We start from the raw sequence: 19,146 nt of genomic DNA on the forward strand, positions 1-19,146 counted from the left end.
TTTAATTCTATGCATTGTTTTATTGCAACTGTGACAACTCAACATTCTGAAAAGCAATACCGCCGATATTCTTGAATCCATATTCATATAACACTCCAATCGTACCGTCAGGATAACGGGCAATATCAGAATATCCTCCATAATCACTGCCTGTATAGGAATATTGCTTCTTCCAGGTTACGCCGTCGTCCTCGCTCATCTTCAACGTATTATTATTGCGATTGGTCTGGCTATCCGGATTCGAGAACAAAATAATTCCTTTACCATCATCTCCCAAACCGTAAAAGAGTATGGAACCCTGACATATCGGCTCTTTCAATGTAGTGTACTTACACGGACTCCATGTCAGTCCACCATCCGTACTGGTGGAAACCATTCTATATTTCTCTGTATTGGACTGCTTACGCATATTCAGCATTAAATCACCGTTACTTAATTCGGTTACGGTACTTTCATTCGTATAGTCCACGTCCATGATACCACCCAAATGCCAGGTTTCCCCTTTATCATCCGAGTATATCACATGAGAACGCCCCGCACCGGAAGTAGTGGTATTGTGATTACACGGAACCACAATTCTCCCCTTATGAGGTTCAAACTGTTTTACTATTCCATGACAAGGTCCCGTAGCATACCATCTGTATTTGTCAGGGGTGACGGAAGCGGTTATGTCTTTTTCTTTTGCCCATGTCAATCCCTCATCATCCGAATAAGTCATAAATATGGAATTAGTCCCCGTTGCTCCCGGATTCCAGCAAGATAATAAAATGACGCGATTGATATCCGGAAGATAAATAGGCACTTGATTACGGCAACGATTTTCGCCATCATCCTTGACCGTTATCAACGGTCCCCAAGTCTTCCCTTTATCTGTAGAACGCTTTAATACGATGTCGATATCCCCTTCATCTTCAGGTCCATTACGACGTCCCTCGGCAAATGCCAATATCGTGCCACTATTAGTAATCACCATAGTGGGAATTCTGAAATAAGCATATCCTTCCCTATTGATAGAATAAGGCTTGCTTGTGGGAACCGGTAAAGAAGATATGCTCGGCTCCACATCATTGCATGCTGTCGATATAAACAACAGGCACACCCATACAAATATTAAGTTTAAATTCTTCATTGCTTCTACTTTTTAATAACCGTCAGTTTGTTCCAAATTAGGATTCAAGTCAATCATCTTCTTCAAAATCGGGAAATACAATGGAGTGGATTTACCAACCAGATTAGGTATATAACTATAAATATCAATAGTACCCGCATGGTGCGCCCGCATCAAGTCAGGCCAACGTTTCAACTCAAAACATAATTCCCTGCCCCGTTCGTCCAATATTTCTTTCTGCACTACTTTCTGATCCATGCTTCCGGTATAAGCTCCGATTCCGGCACGATTACGGGTAGAGAACATGGCATCAATAGCCTTTTGTACATTGTCACCACCCAGGTAACATAACAATTCCGCTTTCAGCAATTTGACTTCGCCCAAACGATAGACTACGATATCATTATCATAATAACGGTCGTCAGTATAAGCTGTCCCCCGAAATTTGTTCTGTGAAGTAAAGACTACCGCCCCTTTTGAATTTATGGCATTGATGTACGCTGACGAAGCCCGGTTGTCCTTATCACTAAAAAGTGAAATCAGACGAGGAGACGGAGCATACACATGGCGGGCTATTGTGGAATTAGTATACGGAATGTCTTCTTTGTTCACGATATCGTTAGTCAGCAGTCCGGCTGCGGCAGACATGGACAACGTAGACATATACATATTGTTATATTCATCTTTCTTCAGATAAATAGAGAAAATGATTTCGCTGTTCTTCTTGTTTGCCACATCGAAAATATCCGCATATTTATCCATCATACTCACTCCACACTTTTCCACTTCTTCCAATGCGGAAATTGCATCCGTCAAGTCATTCTTGTCATTACTCTTCTGAACTGTATATTTCCATGCCAACGCTTCTGCTTTCAGACATAATGCAGCAGGTCTTGAAATCCGGTTCTTATCCAGAATATTCGTTTCCGGGAACAAGTCGATTGCAGTCCGGACGTCTGAAAGAATTTGCGTCATCACTTCAGAAGCCGCATTACGCGCCGGACGTGATTCCTTATCATAGGATTCCGTCGGATTTAAAACAATAGGCACGTCTCCCCACATCTGAGTTAAAGTGAGGTAAGCCTTTGCCCTGAAAGTATATGCCTGCGCCAAAATACGTTTCTTCTCATTTTCCAATGTAAAGTCAATTCCCGGAGCATATTTGATTATCATATTACAATGATGAATGTTCTCATAGAAAGTACGCCAGTCCAATCCATATTCTTCATTCAACTCATGCTGATGCGAACGCGAAACGCCGCCAATCACTCCCGATACCATAGCATCTCCACGGTCTTCTCCATACAGAGTAGTACTAGTCATTCCTCTATAATCCGAATAAAGACCATTCAGGTAACCTTTCACGTCAGATTCCGCTTTCCAATAATTTGCCATAGTTATTTCAGAAATAGGCTCTATCTCCAAAATAGATTCACAACTACCCAAACTGCAGGCAGCCATTATACTAAACATTATTAATTTAGTTCTCATCATCGTTTACTTTAATGTTACATTGTAAATTTTACAGAGAATATAAACTGGCGCGGGCGGGAATATTTACCGGCATCAGCACCAATTACCTCAGGAGTAAGTCCGTCATAGGCAGTCCAATATCCTAAATTATAGACAGCAGCCGTCAAGTCCAACGTTTCAATCTTAGCGGCACGCAACCACTTGGTACGTAACGGATACGACAGGGAGACTTCACGAAATGCCAGATAGTCACCTTTCTTTATATATAAAGTATTGGCACTACCACCGCTAAAACCAATTGTCGAGCTGCTTGGACGACCATGGTTACGCTTTCCATTGTCCCAGTCGGACTCCACATCATAACGGGGAATAGAAGCTATATCACCCGGCTTGTGCCACATCTTGCTACTGGCTACATCATGAATCGTTGCAAAGTTATTCCGTGAATTTGCGTTCGCCTGTGCCCTGAAATGGTTATCAATCACATTACCTAACGAAAAGTCCGTAGCAATCCGTAAAGTAAAATTCTTGTAAGTGAAAGTATTATTGAAAGACCCCATCTTATCTGGATGAATATAACCTACGAACACCATGTCTTTGGAGTTGATGATACCATTTCCATCCACATCACGCCAGATTGCATCACCGGCACATTTTCCTTTACCCAGCCATCCGGAAGATACTCCTTCATCATATGGAGCATTGGCCGCATCCTCATCCGTAGAATAAACTCCGTCCAACTGATAAGCAAAGCGGGAACCGAAGCGCTCTCCTTCCGCAAATCCGCCAACCTCAACATATTTTCCCAACTTCGGGTCGAAAATGATTCCGCCACCGGTACGATTCTTATCTGCACCATTATTGGGCAATTTACCGATTGTTGTTCTCCAAATCGAGAAGTTGGCATCTATATTCCAACGGAAATCATGAGTTTGTATCGGAATCGCATTGATAGCGATTTCCACCCCTTTCGTGTTCAAAGAACCGAAATTGGACTTGATGGAAGCAAATCCCGTTTCCGACCATAAGTTCTCGTTCAACAAACGGTTTGTTGTCTTTTTATAATAGGCATCGAAAGACAGATTGATGCGGTTATTCAGGAAACCGGCTTCAAGCCCCAAATCGGTTGAGGTTGTTTCTTCCCATAACAGATTACGGTTCATAAGCACCGTATTCAAGATACCTGCTTCGCCTGCATAGTTCTTACCGGCTTCATAAGAGCCTTCCGTATTTTCGAGCGCAAGATTGTCATATCCTGTTTTTCCCCAACTGGCTCTAAGTTTCAAATTGCTGACTACTTTCGACAAAGGTTCAAAGAAAGCTTCACGATGCATGTTCCATCCGGCAGATACACCCGGAAAAGCTGCAAACTTGTGATTGGCCGCAAAGTGGGAAGAACCGTCATAACGGATACTTGCAGAAAACAGGTATTTCATATCATAATTGTAATTGACACGTCCAAAGTAACTGTTCATCTTCTTCTCCTCAAAAGTGGAAGTAGTCTTGGCTGATTCAGCCGCAATACCGTTCAGTGTTTCAATATAATCCGATGTACCGCCATAACCGGAGCCGCTGAAACGATACCAGTTATCATAAATATAGTTGCCACCGGCCATCAAATCCAAATTATGCTTATCCTTTATTGTCTTCGTATAGTTCAAAATAAGGTCATACTGATAATGCAGGTCCATATTATGCGCTTCGGACACCGGTCTGTTCTTCACCACTTCATTGTATCTTTCGAAATTATGGTCTTTACCTTCATTATTGGTGTACGAGAACATGGGTTTGAGATGCAGTCCCGGAATAATTTCCCAATCCAGTTCGGCAGAAAGATTGATTCGGCTCACCCTGTTTTCCTTTTCCTGATAATAAACTTCATGCAGACGAGTACGGAATGAGCTTGTCAGCTCACCCGGAGCCGGAGTTCCGTCTTCATAATATTGGCGTACCGTAGGTGGCATCTTGGCAGCCCGCGACATTACATTGTTCTCGTTAATGCCCGCTGTTGTTCTCATGGAGTAGTTTACCATACCTCTTACTGTAAGGTTCTTGCGAATCTTGTACGAAGCATTTGTCAGAAAACTCCAACGATTGTAATTAGTACCTACAACAATACCGTCTTGAGTAAGATAACCCAAACTCATATAGTAAGTCGCTTTCTCGTTACCCCCGCTGAAGTTTATATTAAAATCATGATTGACCGGTGTCTGGAAGAGATTATCCTGAAAGTCCGTTTCCTTAAAAATCAACATCTTGCCGGGATTGGCAGGGTCTTCCATCATCTCCCACCCCTGGTTATACAACAGATCCTCTACATACCCCTGACCATAATTAGTTATATAGTCATCCAGAAAAGCGGTCGTATTCAAAGCATTCCGTTTGTTGGCAGTGCTCATTGCAAACGTGCCTGACAGATATTTATCCGGGTCGGTTGTATGTAGCGCAGCCGTACGGGTTGCGGTAAGATACTCACGGGCACCGGACAACGGCATTCTTTTCGGCTGGTGGTCTACAGACAATCCATAGCTGAAAGAGATGCTTCCTTTACCTGCTTTTCCCTGTTTGGTCGTAATCATAACGATACCACGGGAAGCCTTTGAACCATAAATAGCTGTCGAAGCTGCGTCTTTCAGTACTTGTATCGTTTCTATATCCGCATAATTAATATCCTTCATAGTACGAATCACACCATCAATGATTACCATAGGAGAATCACTTTCAGGTGCGGTAGTCGTTCCGCCGCGTACTATAATCTGAGGATCGGATCCCGGCTGGCCGGAATTTACACGGATTTCCATTCCCGGTACTTTACCCTGCAACATTGACATCGGATTTCCTGTCGGTGAAATTGCCATATCTTTTGAATCCACCTTAGTGATGGCACTCGTCAATGCTGTCTTAGACTGTTTACCATACCCGATAACAACAACATCCGACAAGGCAACCGAACTGCTTTTCATCGTCACCAGGATGTTGCTCCGCCCCTTCACCGGTATTTCCAGTTTTTCCATTCCTACAAATGAAAATACCAGAATACCATCTGCCGGAGCAATGATGGAATATTTCCCATCCAAATCTGTTACTGTTCCTTGTTGAGAACCTTTCACCAGAACCGAAACCCCTATTAACGGTTCGCGTGTATCGTCCAAAACAACTCCGTTCACAGTTACCTTCTTTTGTTCTATACCCGAAGCTTCGAGTGAAGCCGAAAATGCAGGCATGTAGAAAGAGAGGATAACCAGTAAGATACTCGGCATGCGGAATAGCTTACTCTTTAATAAAAATGCATTTAACATAAATTGTAGATTACAAGTTAATAACTCTAATTTTAGGTTTTTCTATTTTCTCGTCTCATATATTATAAAATTATTTGGCAACAAAAGGAGAAGCCGGCAATCCGAAGTTTGAAAATAAATTCAACGGCTGATAATTCCTGAACCCGTACTTAACCCCTACCGGTTCGGGAACTTGTTCGCTAGTCAGCACCACTTTGGTTTTATTATCAAAAAGAACAGCCTTCGCCGGATAATAAACACCATCTTTTCCGGCAATCTCAAATCCGACAATTTCCCGGTCATACGATGTCATCCCCATTTCCGCGTAATCGAACTCCACAATTATTTTTTCTTTATCTATTGCAAAAGACTTGTAAAGAGGACCGCTATAAGGTGTTCCGCTACGCTGGTAAGTTTTTGCCAATGCCCACAGGGCAAGCCGTTTCCCTACACTCTCCTTGTCAGAGGGATGTACACAGGTACGATTTCCAATATCCACCGTGACAACCATACCTGCATTGGGAATCTCCTTCAAACATTCCAATTGTACTTGCCGGATTTCAGCAGCATCCGTCTTATCCGCATTTTTCCGCCCGTAATCATAGGGGGCTATCTGCACATAATAAAAAGGAAATTCGCCCTGGTTCCATTCTTTCCGCCAAGACTCTACCATCGCCGGAAACAACCGTTTATATACCTGAGGATTATTTAAGTTACTTTCGCCCTGATACCAGATAGTACCTTTAATGGTGAATTGCTTTATCGGATGAATCATCGCATTGTATAGTAACGTAGGTTCATCTTTCGGTCTGGCAATGTCTTTAGGGTCTTTGGTCAGTACTGATAAAGATATTTCCGGAAACTTTTCCGTATATACCTCTTTATTAATCCACGACTCAATCTTGGAACCGCCCCAACTGGAACAAATGACGCCTACCGGCACATTCAAAATTTTACGCAGATAACTTGCAAAGAAATAGGCAGTGGCACTGAAATCCGCAACATTAGCCGGAGTAGATTCCATCCAGGAAGTTGCCATACAATCATCCAGCAATGTCTGGCTACTATTTATTTTAAGCGTAACCATACGGATATTATCAGATGGCGAAGCTGTTGCAATTACGTCACATGAGCCTTTTACCGATTGTCCCCTGAATCCCTTTACAGGCATTTCCATATTCGACTGTCCCGAACATAACCATACTTCTCCTATCAGGACATTGGTTAGTGCCACCGGTTCCCCGTCGGATATGGTAATAGTATAAGGGCCGCCGGCAGAAGGCGTCTGTACCTGTAGCTTCCATGTACCGTCCGATGCGGAAGTGGTTGTATAGGTTTTATTATCCCAAGATGTTTTAACTGTGATTTTTCGGGAACGGGCAGCCCATCCCCACAGATTAGCATTGGTATTCTGCTGCAATACCATATCATTCCCTATTATTGCCGGTAGCTTTACCTTTGCTACCAAAGGTAAAAGACAAAGCATACCGGCAATTATGCATAGTACCTTTTTCATGATTTATAGTTTTAAATGATTAATCTTTCATATCAATGGTCTTAGGCCGCAGACATGTGACCAAAATGACCAGCATAATCAATACGAATATCGCCAGAAGCGCGAAATCGCGTCCCAAATGTCCGGCATCCGTAGATTCTCCCAAGATACCGGTTATTGCCGCTCCCGCAAATACTCCGCACATATTCATAATACCATAAGCCGTCGCCCTGTAACGGGCTGAAACAAACTGGCAAAGAATCGGCATATTATTTGCGTCGAACATTCCGAATCCCACTCCGAACAAAACTGTTCCCATCACCAATGCGAAAATGGAATGACCGAATCCGATGAACAATAAAGAGGGGATAATAAAAGCCAATCCCAAAGCTCCCGTATATACTCTTCCACGCACATTTTTGAGCACCCATCGGTCAGATATATATCCACCGGCTAAAACTCCGAACAGTGAAGATAAAGCGATGGAGATGGTAGACATCGGTCCTGCCACGGAAATATCAATAGACAGGCTCTCAGAAAAGAGAGTCGGCAACCAGTTTTTTGCCGCCCATCCCGGAGTGCCCGGCACGCAGAAGTAAAACAAGATAATCCAGAAAAAGACATTGGAGAACAACATACCCAAGCTTTTCAGAACCGGTATCTTTTTCACTTTCTCTTGTATGGCAGAGACAGTTCCCCTTTCCTTATCCCGTAAGAAAAAAGCCAGAATGACGCCATATCCTATACCAATAATACCAAACCAGTGGAATGTACTATGCCAGGAATACATGGCGGCAAAAGTAGCTCCGAAACCACCTATTGCCTGCCCGACATAAAGTCCCGTCATATGTATTCCCACTGCCAGCGAACGTGTCTTGTCCTGATGAAAATCAGCTATCAGAGACAGTGCGGCGGGCAAGTATAGCGCTTCACTCACTCCCATAATTCCACGAAGCCAGTAAAGCTGGTCAAAAGTAGTGGCATACCCCATCAGGTAAGTAACTCCGGACCATATACACAAACTGCCTACAATCAACCATTTACGGCTCATACGGTCGCCGATAATCCCGGAAATGGGACTCATCAGTCCGTATATCCACAGGAAGACCGCCATCAATCTGCCGAAATTGGCTGCCGATTCCAGTTCACGGACATCTGTCATCATAGGAATCCGCATGGTAGAGAGCATCTGCCTGTCCATATAGTTGAGTAAAGCAACTCCCCATAACAATCCGACTACCACCCAAGGATATATATTTGAAGTTTTACTGTTCATGACCTACCTGTTTAGAATTTCCGTCAAATCAATTTTAATAAAAGCCATATTTGCCTGGCTGCTTTCATATAATATCCCTATTGAATTTTCATCTATTGAAGTGATACTGGAATAACCGGCACTACGATATTGGTCAAACAGAATCCAGTATTTCTCAGGCCATGTCAGTCCGTCGTCAAAACTAACTTTCAAAGTCAATTTATCCCGTGTCTTATAATCACTGGGATTGGCAAATAATAGTATGCTTTTCTTTTCTCCATCCACAGTATAATCATGGCGATGTAAACTTGCCATACACGTCGGTTCCACCAATGCTTTCCGTGACGTGGGATGCTCTGTCCATGTTTCGCCCAAGTCTGTCGTCGTACAGATTCTCCGGCCATTCACTTCTTTATTACCCCGATTTCTGTTATCGCGCATATTCAGCATTACAGTACCGTCACTTAATTGGGCTGCATTACATTCCGTCACATTCGAATAAGCCGGATTGCTGGTTGTCCATGTCTTTCCGTGGTCTTTACTATATGTAATATTGGAGAATGCTGCTCCTTTATCATCACGTCCTTGTGTAGGAAAGACCAGAGTACCATCCGCCAGTGTTATTCCTTGTCCGGGAGCCGGAGCAAACAACCACCATTCTGGGCGTTTGGTCTTACCTGTTATATTATCGGGGAAGCTCCATGTCAGTCCGTCATCCGTGCTTTTAGTTATCAGGAACTGACAGGTCTCTTTCAGACCAGTTCCGGGTTGCGAGCCTTTCTTTCGCCACTGGTGTATCCAGTAAGTACTGTTTTCATTCAAGCCCTCTATCCACTTGCCATTATCATCCAATGCACCGTGCATCCACAATCCGGCTATATAAATATCATTTGTGTGTTTATCCACAAGGATGCACGCATCACTCACTCCATTAAACTTTTGCGGCAGTCCTCCCCATTCTCCCATATCCAACACCGTCTGGATGGGTTGCCATGTCAGTCCTTTGTCAAAGCTACGATGAAGAGCGATATCTATGTTTCCCTGCAAATCGCGAGTCAAATCATAACGGGCATCAAATATAGCCAGCAGAGTTCCGTTGTTACTGGTAGCCAATCCCGGAATACGTGAAGAAACAATACCATCCTGTCCTTTCTGTCTTAGTGCCACTCCCACTCTTAGGGGGATAGCCTCCTTATTCGAGACTTTCAGTTCTCCCCGACTGGTTTTTATCCGGCTGCAATTCACACTAATGCGGTGTGTCAATGGAACCGTATCCTTCAATGTCACTGCTATCCAAAACGACAAGGAATCATCTTTCACTTGTATATTATCTGTAAAAGATATCTTCCGTGCAGCGGGCATCGGTTTACATATCAGACGGGATTCATCTATCAGCCCGTTTTTATGAGTTCCATATACCGCAACAGAAAGGATATCAGACAAGTCCGTACTTCCTTGCAAATCGACATCAATCTGCCGGATAGTGTAAGGACGGCTGCCTGTTTGAATCAAAGTTGCCTTAATAGTCGGATTAATCTGCTTCTTGACCAAAACAGGGATGACAGGCCTTTCCAGTTCGAACCTTATATCTTTACCCAAAGATATATCCGGTATCCATAGCAAAATCATCGAAAATATGATAAATATTTTCTTACTTACTTTCATAGTATCTTTATTTTAGGTAATTTTGAACGCATTTAACTAGATTAGGGGGAGATAGACAGGAAGTAAAGTAGCTAACCCCAGCAATACACTTTTACTGTCATCTCCTCTTTCTTATCACTAGAACTCAAAGAATTTTATCGCATCCAAATCACTTTTTAGTTTTTCATACTCTTCCGCTGAAAAAGTTTTTATCGGCAACCGGCAACTGCCGCAATCAATACCTATCAGTTTCATGATAGCTTTACCGCCACGTACACCTCCACCATATTTTATAATAACTTCCACTGTACGTATCGACTTCATCTGCCAGGCACGTGCCGTTTCCACCTCATTTTTCTTCATAGACTCAAAAATGGCATGGTAGACATTAGGGATATAATTGTATGTACTTCCCACACCTGCCACTGCTCCCATAGACAAACCTGCAATCAGAATCTCGTCAAAGCCATGCAATACTTCAAATTTATGCTGCTCCAAGTCGATGCAAGCCCCCATCTCCATCAGGTTATTATGAGTAAATTTCGTACCTACCAAGTTGGGCATTTTCTTCTTACCCTCTACCAAAAATTTATCTACCGACAAGTTAACTCCTGTGATTGACGGCATATTATAATAATAGAAAGGCAACTCACTGGCAACCTGACAAATCGGCGTAAAGAAATCGACCAGTTCATCTACTGTCCCCGGCTTGAAAAAAGAAGGGGCAATTGAAGCGATAGCATCAGCTCCCGTTTGTGCGGCATGACGTGCCAGTTCCATGGCATTCCGCTGACAGTTTGAACCGACATGTGCAATCACCTTGAAACGCTTGGCGGCAGAAGCTACCCATTTTTCAAGAATTGCCTTACGCTCGTCAATCGTCAACGAAGAAAATTCACCGGTTGTACCGCACACAAATACCCCTTTCACGGGGGTGGATGCTATCCAGTCGGCATACTTATCAATAACAGATAAATTCACATCCCCATTTTCATCCATTGGAGTGAAGGTGGCCGCAACCATACCTTCCAGTCTTTCATAATTGTTCATAGTGCATTTAATTAGATTATTATTTTATTTCAACTTTCGGAAAGTTCCTTTCAATATTAACGGTGTCCGTATGCCGGGCTGTACCTCACCGCTTACTACAAACACTTGGTTTCCAATAGAAACAGCATTTGTAGTAACAGGGACAGGATAAGGACAGTCGAACGAATCGACCAGAGAATCCGTATCCGTACTGACCACCCGCAGTTTACGGCTGAATCCCGGATGTCCGGAAGATGTAGGCAAAATCTCTTCCACTCCTCCCAATAGCAGAATCTTGTCTTCTCCATAAGGTAGGGCAGTACCCGCCATTACCGGAAAAGAACCGGTCATTTTATTCCATTTCTTAGTGTCCGGTTCAAATACGTACCCCTCCGTATATTCCACCATCGCCTCATCCGGTGCATAACTTCTTCCACTGAAGAGGTAAAACCGTCCTCGTTGAGCCACACCTACCGCATAAGAAAGGGAAGGGCCGTCCCACCCCGGCATTTCCTGCCATCCTTTCTCTTTATGAAGTAAATCAAGCATATAAAAATGATGAGTCGACCGTTCATTTAACATAGACTCCTGCCCCCCAGCAATATAAATACAATTATCACAAATTGCTCCCGCTGCATTAGCCAACGGAACCGGCAAAGACGGATAACTGACAGAATCTATCACAAACGAATCTCCTTCTTTTTTTATCAGAAATACTTTATCACTACACTGCGCACGGTCGCATCCTCCGATACACAATAAACCTTCCGGCAAACTTATTGAAACCCCATAAGCAAGCGGACGGTCGAGGAAATCATCATACACAGTCCATTCCTTTGTATCCAAGTCGTAACTATACAAAGCAGCCCACCAAGTCTTAACACCACCCTCCCAAGGATATTTGTCAGGAAAGTTGGCACCACCCAGCACAAGCAACTTACCTTCCACTATCCCGGAATATGCACCTGCTAATCCAACATTCTCCGACATACCGATGCATCCTGGGAGCAGCAATGTATTTTCCCATTGTACCTCTATCCCTTTTCCTCCTTTTCTAAAACAAGATGTATTCATAGACAATAAAATTAAGGATAAACATGAAATTATCAGATGCCGCTTTTTCATATACCTTCTATCTTTTCACTTTCTTCTTTCTCCGCCATCAATTCCTGGCTACGGTTTACCTTGAAAATCTTATAGACTTCAAAATGTCTTTCGATAGCATCCCGGTAGCCTTTCTCATCCCCCTTCTTGATAAAGTCCAGCAAATCGGCATGAGTAGCTATCCGACCGCTTTTGCTCATTTCTATATTTATGGGTTTCAAGTAATCCTTGAATTTCTCTTTCACATAGACAAGTATAGGATGAATGATTTCCTGAAATTCAGATATGATTTTATTTCCGGTGATTTTATACAGTTTCGTATGAAAAGCCGATTCACTAATCAATGCATATTCGTTATTCTCAAAAACGATACCCATTTTTACGATTTCGCTCAGTTCCTCGATGTCCTTAGGAGTTATCTTACGGAAAATGTCAGTTGATATTCCTATTTCAAGTGCAATTCTGAAATCCAACAAGTCCAAAATTGTTTCTTCACTCAAGACACGGGGGTCTATCACTCTTTTCATTCCCCCCAAAATGGAAGGTTCAGTCAGAACCATTCCCTTGCGGGGACGCGCATGAATCAACCCCATCATTTTCAGACGGCTCAATGCCTCTCTGACAACACTCCTTGCAACTCCCAGTTCCGCCGCCAGACTATTCTCATTAGGAATAGAGTCTCCACGTCCTAAATCATTCTTTTTGAAGTAGGTAAGCAGACTGTCTTCTACCTGGTCGATTAACGTTGTTTGATTGATTTCTATCTTCATATCATTAGGCTTTTGTTATTTGTATTATTTGTCAGACAAATAATACAAATGCAATATTAAGGGATTTTTTTTAGAATACAAGAAGATAATAATAGAAAAATAAGCATATATGTTGAAAAACATACTTTAGGATATGAACGGAGAAGAATCAGGAAATGAGATATACTTGTGAGAAATAGAATGAAAAGAAAGGGCATAAAAAAAGGCTATCTATCCCAGACAGCCAATCCTTTTTGTTAACCTTAAATCTAATACTATGAAAAACACACTGCAAAGATACGGACTCTCCGCATATCTCCAAATTTTCGGAGTAAAGAGGCATATCTTATAACATGGTTTAATAAAAGCAATAGACTCGTTAACATTTAACATAAATATATCGGATATTAACGAATACCCGATGGAGTGATTCAGAGATTATTCATAACGTAAAGAACGGGCAGGTTTGCTCATAATTATCTTCATGGTCTGGAAAGCTACCGTTACGAATGAGATAAACAGCATCAGCAATACAGGCACAATAAAGAACCATGCTTTCAAATCCGTACGGAAAGCATAATGGCTCAACCAGGCATTCATACTAAACCAAGCTATCGGCAGGGCAATGACAACCGCTATCAGAATCAACTGGAAGAATCCCTTGACCAACTGATAGAAGAGTGTCCAACGGGAAGCTCCGAGGACTTTCCGTATTCCCATTTCTTTGGTACGTGTGGAACATGAAAACATGACCAATACCCAAAGTCCCAGACAGGAAATGAAAATTGCCAGTCCGGTGAAAGATCCAATCATCACACCGAATACTTCATCCTGGCGATACTGGTGGTCGAAGAACCGGTCGAGGAAGAAGTAGTCGAAACTGGAATCCACAAAATATTGGTTCCAAATCTCATGCACCTGCGATACCAATTCGCGAGGGTCGCCGGAAGTCATCACGATAGAGACATAACGTTGTGGCAACCAGCCAATCTTGTCTTTATGAATCAGCATGATAGGTGTGTAATTCTTGCTCAATGCCTGTTGATGATAATCTTTCACTACTCCGATAATCTGCATCGGAGCATCGGTACATTCAACAGTCACCAACTCCCCTATCGCCTCATCATTAGATGTGAAACCCAGGTTACGTACAGCCGTTTCGTTAATCACCAGTTTATCTACATCGTCTCCATAATCTTCCGAGAAACTTCTTCCGGCTATGACTTGCAATCCATAGGCATCCACATAATCGGGGGCACAAGCAAGCATCTCATACAAACGGTTTTGCTTCAAAGCATCATTGGTGCGGCGGTTGGAAAGGAAGGTCGCCACTTCCTCGCCCGGCACAGCACCGGAAAAGGTGACCCGATGTACCAACAGGAGACGTGCTATTGCTTTTTTCATCGCTTCCAGTTTCGTATTCAGTCCCTCGGTATGTCCGGGGAACTTGACCACTAATGTCTGATTGGTCTTAACCCCCAAAGACTGGCTGCGCATAAAGTTCAACTGCGTAAAGACAATCAATGTGCCGCAAAGCAATATCATCGAAGCTGTATATTGAATGATAACCAATACTTTCCGTATCCGTTCGCCGGATTTGCCATGCAGGAATTTTCCTTTCAATAACGTAATCGGTTTCCGGTTCAGCAAAGCCAGTGCCGGATAATATCCGGAAAGGAATATCCCGGCAAAGAAAACAAGAACCAGCAAAATCCACCAATAATCCATCAGCCAAACGGAGAAAGTAACGGTACGGCCTACCAGTTGGTTAAAATACGGAAGAACCAGTTCTATCAATCCTACCGCCAGTACAAAAGCTATCAAATTCATCACCAATGCCTCAAACAGGAACTGGTGAATCAACTGCTTACGGAAAGCTCCCACTACCCGCCGTACTCCCACTTCTTTGGCACGCTCCATCGAACGGGCTACAGTGAGGTTTATATAGTTTATCCAGGCAATAGCCAATATAGCAATGGCAGCGAAAATCAAGGCAAGCATAGAAGAACGGTTTCCCTTTGTCTCCGCTTCGTATCCTACTTGCGGAGTGAGATGTATATCCGCCAGAGGGACTAAAGAGACTCCCCATATCTTGTTTTTCAGTGCTTCATCCGTCTTGTACTTTTCCGCCATTACGGGAAATCCTTTCTCAATTTCCGCTTTCCTTTCGGGAGAGTCAAGCAGGACGTAGGTATAGGCCTCGTGCTTGTACCAATATTCCTGCATATATTCAGGAAGAGATTTGTATGAAATCAGAAAACTGTAATGTATATGCGAGTTGGAAGGCATTTCTTTCATCACTCCGGTCACTTCACACGATATCTTGTCGTATGCTCCGGTAAAGATGAATATCTTTCCGATAGGGTCTTCATCCTTGAAATATTTACGGGCGATGCGTTCGGTGATTACGACTTGTCCCGGCATGGAGAGACAGGTTTTCTTATCGCCTTTCAGAAGTTCGAAATCGAAAAGGCGGAAAAAGCCGGGTTCGGCATAGGCTATCTGATTCTCCCGCAAGGTCAGTTCACCGTATTTCACTATTTGTTCCGGTTGGAGCAGGGAGCCGATTCGGGTATAGTCCTCTATTCCGGCAAGATTCTCTTTCATTGCCGAACCATATCCGAAAGAGCTGCTTGCCCAGTAGTCGGTCAGCACTTCCCCCTCGTGGAACGTACTTTGTACACGGTAGATACGATCGTACTTCGTGTGCATTTTATCAAAGCTGAATTCAAAGGTCACATAGGTAAGAATCAGCAGTGCCGACGCCATGCCAATCGCCAGTCCGAATATATTGATGAAGCTGAATCTTTTCCGTTTCATCAGATTCCGCCAGGCACTATTCCAGTAGTTTCCTATCATATGGTTTCGTTTTTAGCCGGCGTATTCCTTTCCAGCGGGCGGTTGATGTTTTCGGCTACAATTTGTCCGTCCAGCAATTGGATGACGCGATGTGCGTACATTGCATCCCGTTGGGAGTGGGTGACGGTGATGATGGTAGTTCCCTGACGGTTCAGTTCGCTTAACAGTTCCATTACTTCTATACCGTTCACCGAGTCCAGGTTTCCGGTAGGTTCATCGGCAAGAAGCAACTTACAATCCGTCACTACGGCACGGGCAATGGCTACACGCTGTTGCTGCCCGCCGGACAGTTGTTGGGGATAATGGTTGGCACGATGCTGCAGGTTCACTTTTTCGAGCACTTTATTCACTCTTTCTTTACGCTTGTCGGCTTTGACACCCATATAGACAAGGGGTAATTCCACATTCTCATATACGGTCAGTTCGTCAATCAGGTTGAAACTCTGGAAGATAAAGCCAAGATTGCCTTTTCGGAGAACAGTCAGTTGGTTCTCGTTCATTTTATCCACCTGTTTCCCTTCAAAGAAATAAAAGCCGGAAGTAGGAGAATCGAGTGTACCCAAAATATTCAGCAACGTTGACTTACCGCATCCCGAAGGGCCCATTATGGCAACGAATTCCCCTTGTTCCACCTGTAAGGTGACTTCGTTCAATGCCTTTGTCTGCACTTCTTCGGTTGTGAAGAGTTTTGTCAGTTTTTCAGTTTTAATCATAATCAGTTCAATATTTATTAGTTATTCATATTTTAAGATACACATCGGTTTCAGGCAGATAATGCGCCACACTTGTTGAAAGACGGTAAGAAACGCAATCAGCATCAGCAGCACGAAAGCAGTTGCATATATCCACCAAGGCAACGAAACGTGGAAAGCATACGTTTCCAACCAACCGTTCATCAACACTGCCGACACGGGGATGCCGATTGCAGAAGCCAATACAGTGAGCAGCATCAGTTCCTTAGTCAAAATAAAGAACAGACTTCTTTTATTTGCACCGAGCACTTTCCGAATCCCCACTTCTTTCAAGCGCGACAAGGTTGAAAATAGTGTTACAATCCACAATCCAAGACATGCTACAAACACAGCAAGCAAAGAAGCACTGGCAAATATCCAACCAAAATTACGGTCTGACTTATATAGGAAAGTATTCAAATCATTCAAAAAGAAGTAAGAAAATAAAGAAGTCGGAAAGTATTCACGATACATCTGCTCAATCTCCGTCAAAGTGCTATCTCCTTCTCCGTCTGTCAGGCGGACTGAAATATAAGGGGTCGCAATAAACGGTACCCGTTCTTTCATAAAGAAGATAATAGGTTTGTAAGCCACGGAAAGTGACTGCTGGTGATAGTTTTTCACCACCCCGATAATTTCGAGCGGCTCGCCTACCACCTCCATCTTAACCTGCTGTCCCAATGCGGCTTCGGGCGACTCGTAGCCTAACAGCCTGACAGCTTCCTCGTTAAGCACTATCCGGTTGAGGTCACCGCCAAAATCCTCTGAGAAACATCGCCCACAAATCATAGCAGGCATATAGGCAGATAGATAATCATAATCTACGGCAAACATTTGTATCAACTTCACTTGTGAAGGGTCGCTTCCATAGGGACGGTTGGTGAAATAATTGGCTACCTCCACCCCGGGAACAGCTCCCGAAACTGTTACATGGCTTACGTCCGCCCGCTGCTTCAGACGCTTGGTGAAACTTTCCATACGCAATGCCAACCCCTCGGTAAATGAAGGATATTTAATGACCAACATACGTGAATGAGAATCGACGGAAGCCTCACTTTGCATATAGCATACCTGCCGAACCACTGTGAACGTACCAACAATCAAGACAAAAGAAGCCAGAAACTGAACCACAATCAGCACTTTCCTTATGCGGTTGCCGCGTTTACCGTGCAACAGTTTCCCCCTCATAATTTCCGACGGACGTATAGTAACCATCAGCCAGGAGGGATAGAGCCCTACGACAAACGTACCGATAACAACCACTCCGGCTACAACTCCCCAGAAAGCCGGTAACATAAGTATATCCGTCCCGAAACTTTGCCCTGCCCAGCGATAAACAAGGGGTAAAAGGAGTTCCAGCCAACCAAGAGCTATCAGCGTAGCCAGCAGATTCATGAAGCCAGACTCGAGAAGTCCCTGGATAATAATCTGACGGCGCGAAGCACCAAAAATCTTGCGCAACCCGAACTCACGTCCGCGTTCCAGGAAACGCGCTACGGTAAGATTCAAGGCATTTGCCCAACCTATCAATAGCAGGGAAACGGACATCACCAACAGTATAAGAACCGCTGTCCGGCTGCCTTTTATCTCTTTCTCGTAGGCTTTTTGCGGAGTGAGGTGAATATCTTTCAGCGGTATCAACTCTACCGCCCAAGTCTTATGTTTCAATGCATCGGTCTTATACTTATCGGATATATTGAGAAAAGCCGCTTCAATCTCTGCCGGAGACTTTCCGGACATCAGGCGGACATAGGTGTAAACCCCGTGAATGTACCAAATATCCTGCCGCTCTTTAGGAATCGTATTATATGAAAGTAAGAAATCATATTGCAGATGAGAGCGAACGGGCATATCTGCTATCACGCCGGTTACTTCAAAGTTTTGCTGCGATGAAGACGTACTGAAAGTCAGTATCTTGCCTATCGGGTCTTCTTCATCAAAATAACGGTTTGCCGCACTTTCGGTCAGCACCACCGTATTAGGACGCACCAGTTGCCCGCTCTTATCTCCTTTAATTATCGGGAAATTGAATATCTCAAAAAAAGCAGGTTCGGTGTAGCAGTAATGCTCTTCGGCAAACCTCTTTTCGAAGTAATTCACCACTTGTTCGCGGTCTTGTGCCGTCAAACGGACATATTTCTCAATGCCGGCAATTTCACGGCTCATAGTGGGCGCATGTCCGTAAGCTGTAGTCGCCCAGTTATCTGTCAGCGTCTCACCCTCATACAACCGGCTTTCGACACGATATACACGCCCGGTGTCGTGGAATGAATCGTAACTCAATTCCGACCAAACATAAAGTATGATGAGCAGTGCTGTTGCAATGCAGACAGACAGCCCCGCTATATTTATCAGTGTCAGAGATTTCTTAACCCGCTGACTACGTATCACTTGTGAAAAGTAATTTATCATATTACAGAC

General features: G+C 43.6%; 12 protein-coding genes. All 12 read right to left on the reverse strand.

All coding sequences use genetic code 11. The annotated features are described in order from the left end of the window. Positions 1–19: 19 nt before the first annotated feature. The gene (locus ACGHVY_RS11745) at positions 20–1,129 is read right to left on the reverse strand and encodes a sialidase family protein (protein WP_308744711.1); all 1,110 of its coding nucleotides are present in this window, start codon (positions 1,127–1,129) and stop codon (positions 20–22) included. A gap of 12 nt (positions 1,130–1,141) precedes the next feature. Further along, positions 1,142–2,602 (reverse strand): RagB/SusD family nutrient uptake outer membrane protein, encoded by a 1,461-nt coding sequence (locus ACGHVY_RS11750; RefSeq protein WP_390599202.1) that lies wholly within the window; start codon positions 2,600–2,602, stop codon positions 1,142–1,144. Between the two features lie 14 nt (positions 2,603–2,616). After that, on the reverse strand, positions 2,617–5,880 hold the full coding sequence (locus ACGHVY_RS11755) for a SusC/RagA family TonB-linked outer membrane protein (RefSeq protein ID WP_390599204.1): 3,264 nt from the start codon (positions 5,878–5,880) through the stop codon (positions 2,617–2,619). Between the two features lie 70 nt (positions 5,881–5,950). Beyond that, on the reverse strand, positions 5,951–7,375 hold the full coding sequence (locus ACGHVY_RS11760; protein ID WP_390599206.1) for a sialate O-acetylesterase: 1,425 nt from the start codon (positions 7,373–7,375) through the stop codon (positions 5,951–5,953). Between the two features lie 19 nt (positions 7,376–7,394). Beyond that, positions 7,395–8,630: an MFS transporter gene (locus ACGHVY_RS11765; RefSeq protein ID WP_390599208.1), complete on the reverse strand. Its 1,236-nt coding sequence runs from the start codon at positions 8,628–8,630 to the stop codon at positions 7,395–7,397. Between the two features lie 3 nt (positions 8,631–8,633). Beyond that, positions 8,634–10,274: an exo-alpha-sialidase gene (locus tag ACGHVY_RS11770; RefSeq protein WP_390599209.1), complete on the reverse strand. Its 1,641-nt coding sequence runs from the start codon at positions 10,272–10,274 to the stop codon at positions 8,634–8,636. Positions 10,275–10,391: 117 nt separating this feature from the next. Next, positions 10,392–11,303, reverse strand: coding sequence for a dihydrodipicolinate synthase family protein (locus tag ACGHVY_RS11775; RefSeq protein WP_390599210.1), 912 nt, complete (start codon positions 11,301–11,303; stop codon positions 10,392–10,394). 24 nt (positions 11,304–11,327) lie between these two features. Further along, positions 11,328–12,356 carry a hypothetical protein gene (locus ACGHVY_RS11780; protein WP_390599211.1) on the reverse strand — a complete coding sequence of 343 codons (1,029 nt, stop codon included), beginning with the start codon at positions 12,354–12,356 and terminating at the stop codon, positions 11,328–11,330. A gap of 47 nt (positions 12,357–12,403) precedes the next feature. Further along, positions 12,404–13,156 (reverse strand): FadR/GntR family transcriptional regulator, encoded by a 753-nt coding sequence (locus tag ACGHVY_RS11785; protein WP_390599213.1) that lies wholly within the window; start codon positions 13,154–13,156, stop codon positions 12,404–12,406. A 417-nt stretch (positions 13,157–13,573) separates the two neighbouring features. Continuing rightward, positions 13,574–15,994, reverse strand: a complete 2,421-nt coding sequence (locus ACGHVY_RS11790; RefSeq protein WP_390599215.1) for an ABC transporter permease — start codon at positions 15,992–15,994, stop codon at positions 13,574–13,576. Further along, on the reverse strand, positions 15,991–16,707 hold the full coding sequence (locus tag ACGHVY_RS11795; protein ID WP_390599217.1) for an ABC transporter ATP-binding protein: 717 nt from the start codon (positions 16,705–16,707) through the stop codon (positions 15,991–15,993). Before ACGHVY_RS11795 ends, ACGHVY_RS11790 begins: the two co-directional genes overlap by 4 nt. Positions 16,708–16,728: 21 nt before the next feature. Further along, positions 16,729–19,134, reverse strand: coding sequence for an ABC transporter permease (locus ACGHVY_RS11800; RefSeq protein WP_390599679.1), 2,406 nt, complete (start codon positions 19,132–19,134; stop codon positions 16,729–16,731). Between the last annotated feature and the right edge of the window lie 12 nt (positions 19,135–19,146).

This window comes from Bacteroides sp. f07 (assembly GCF_042854785.1).
Lineage (GTDB): Bacteria > Bacteroidota > Bacteroidia > Bacteroidales > Bacteroidaceae > Bacteroides.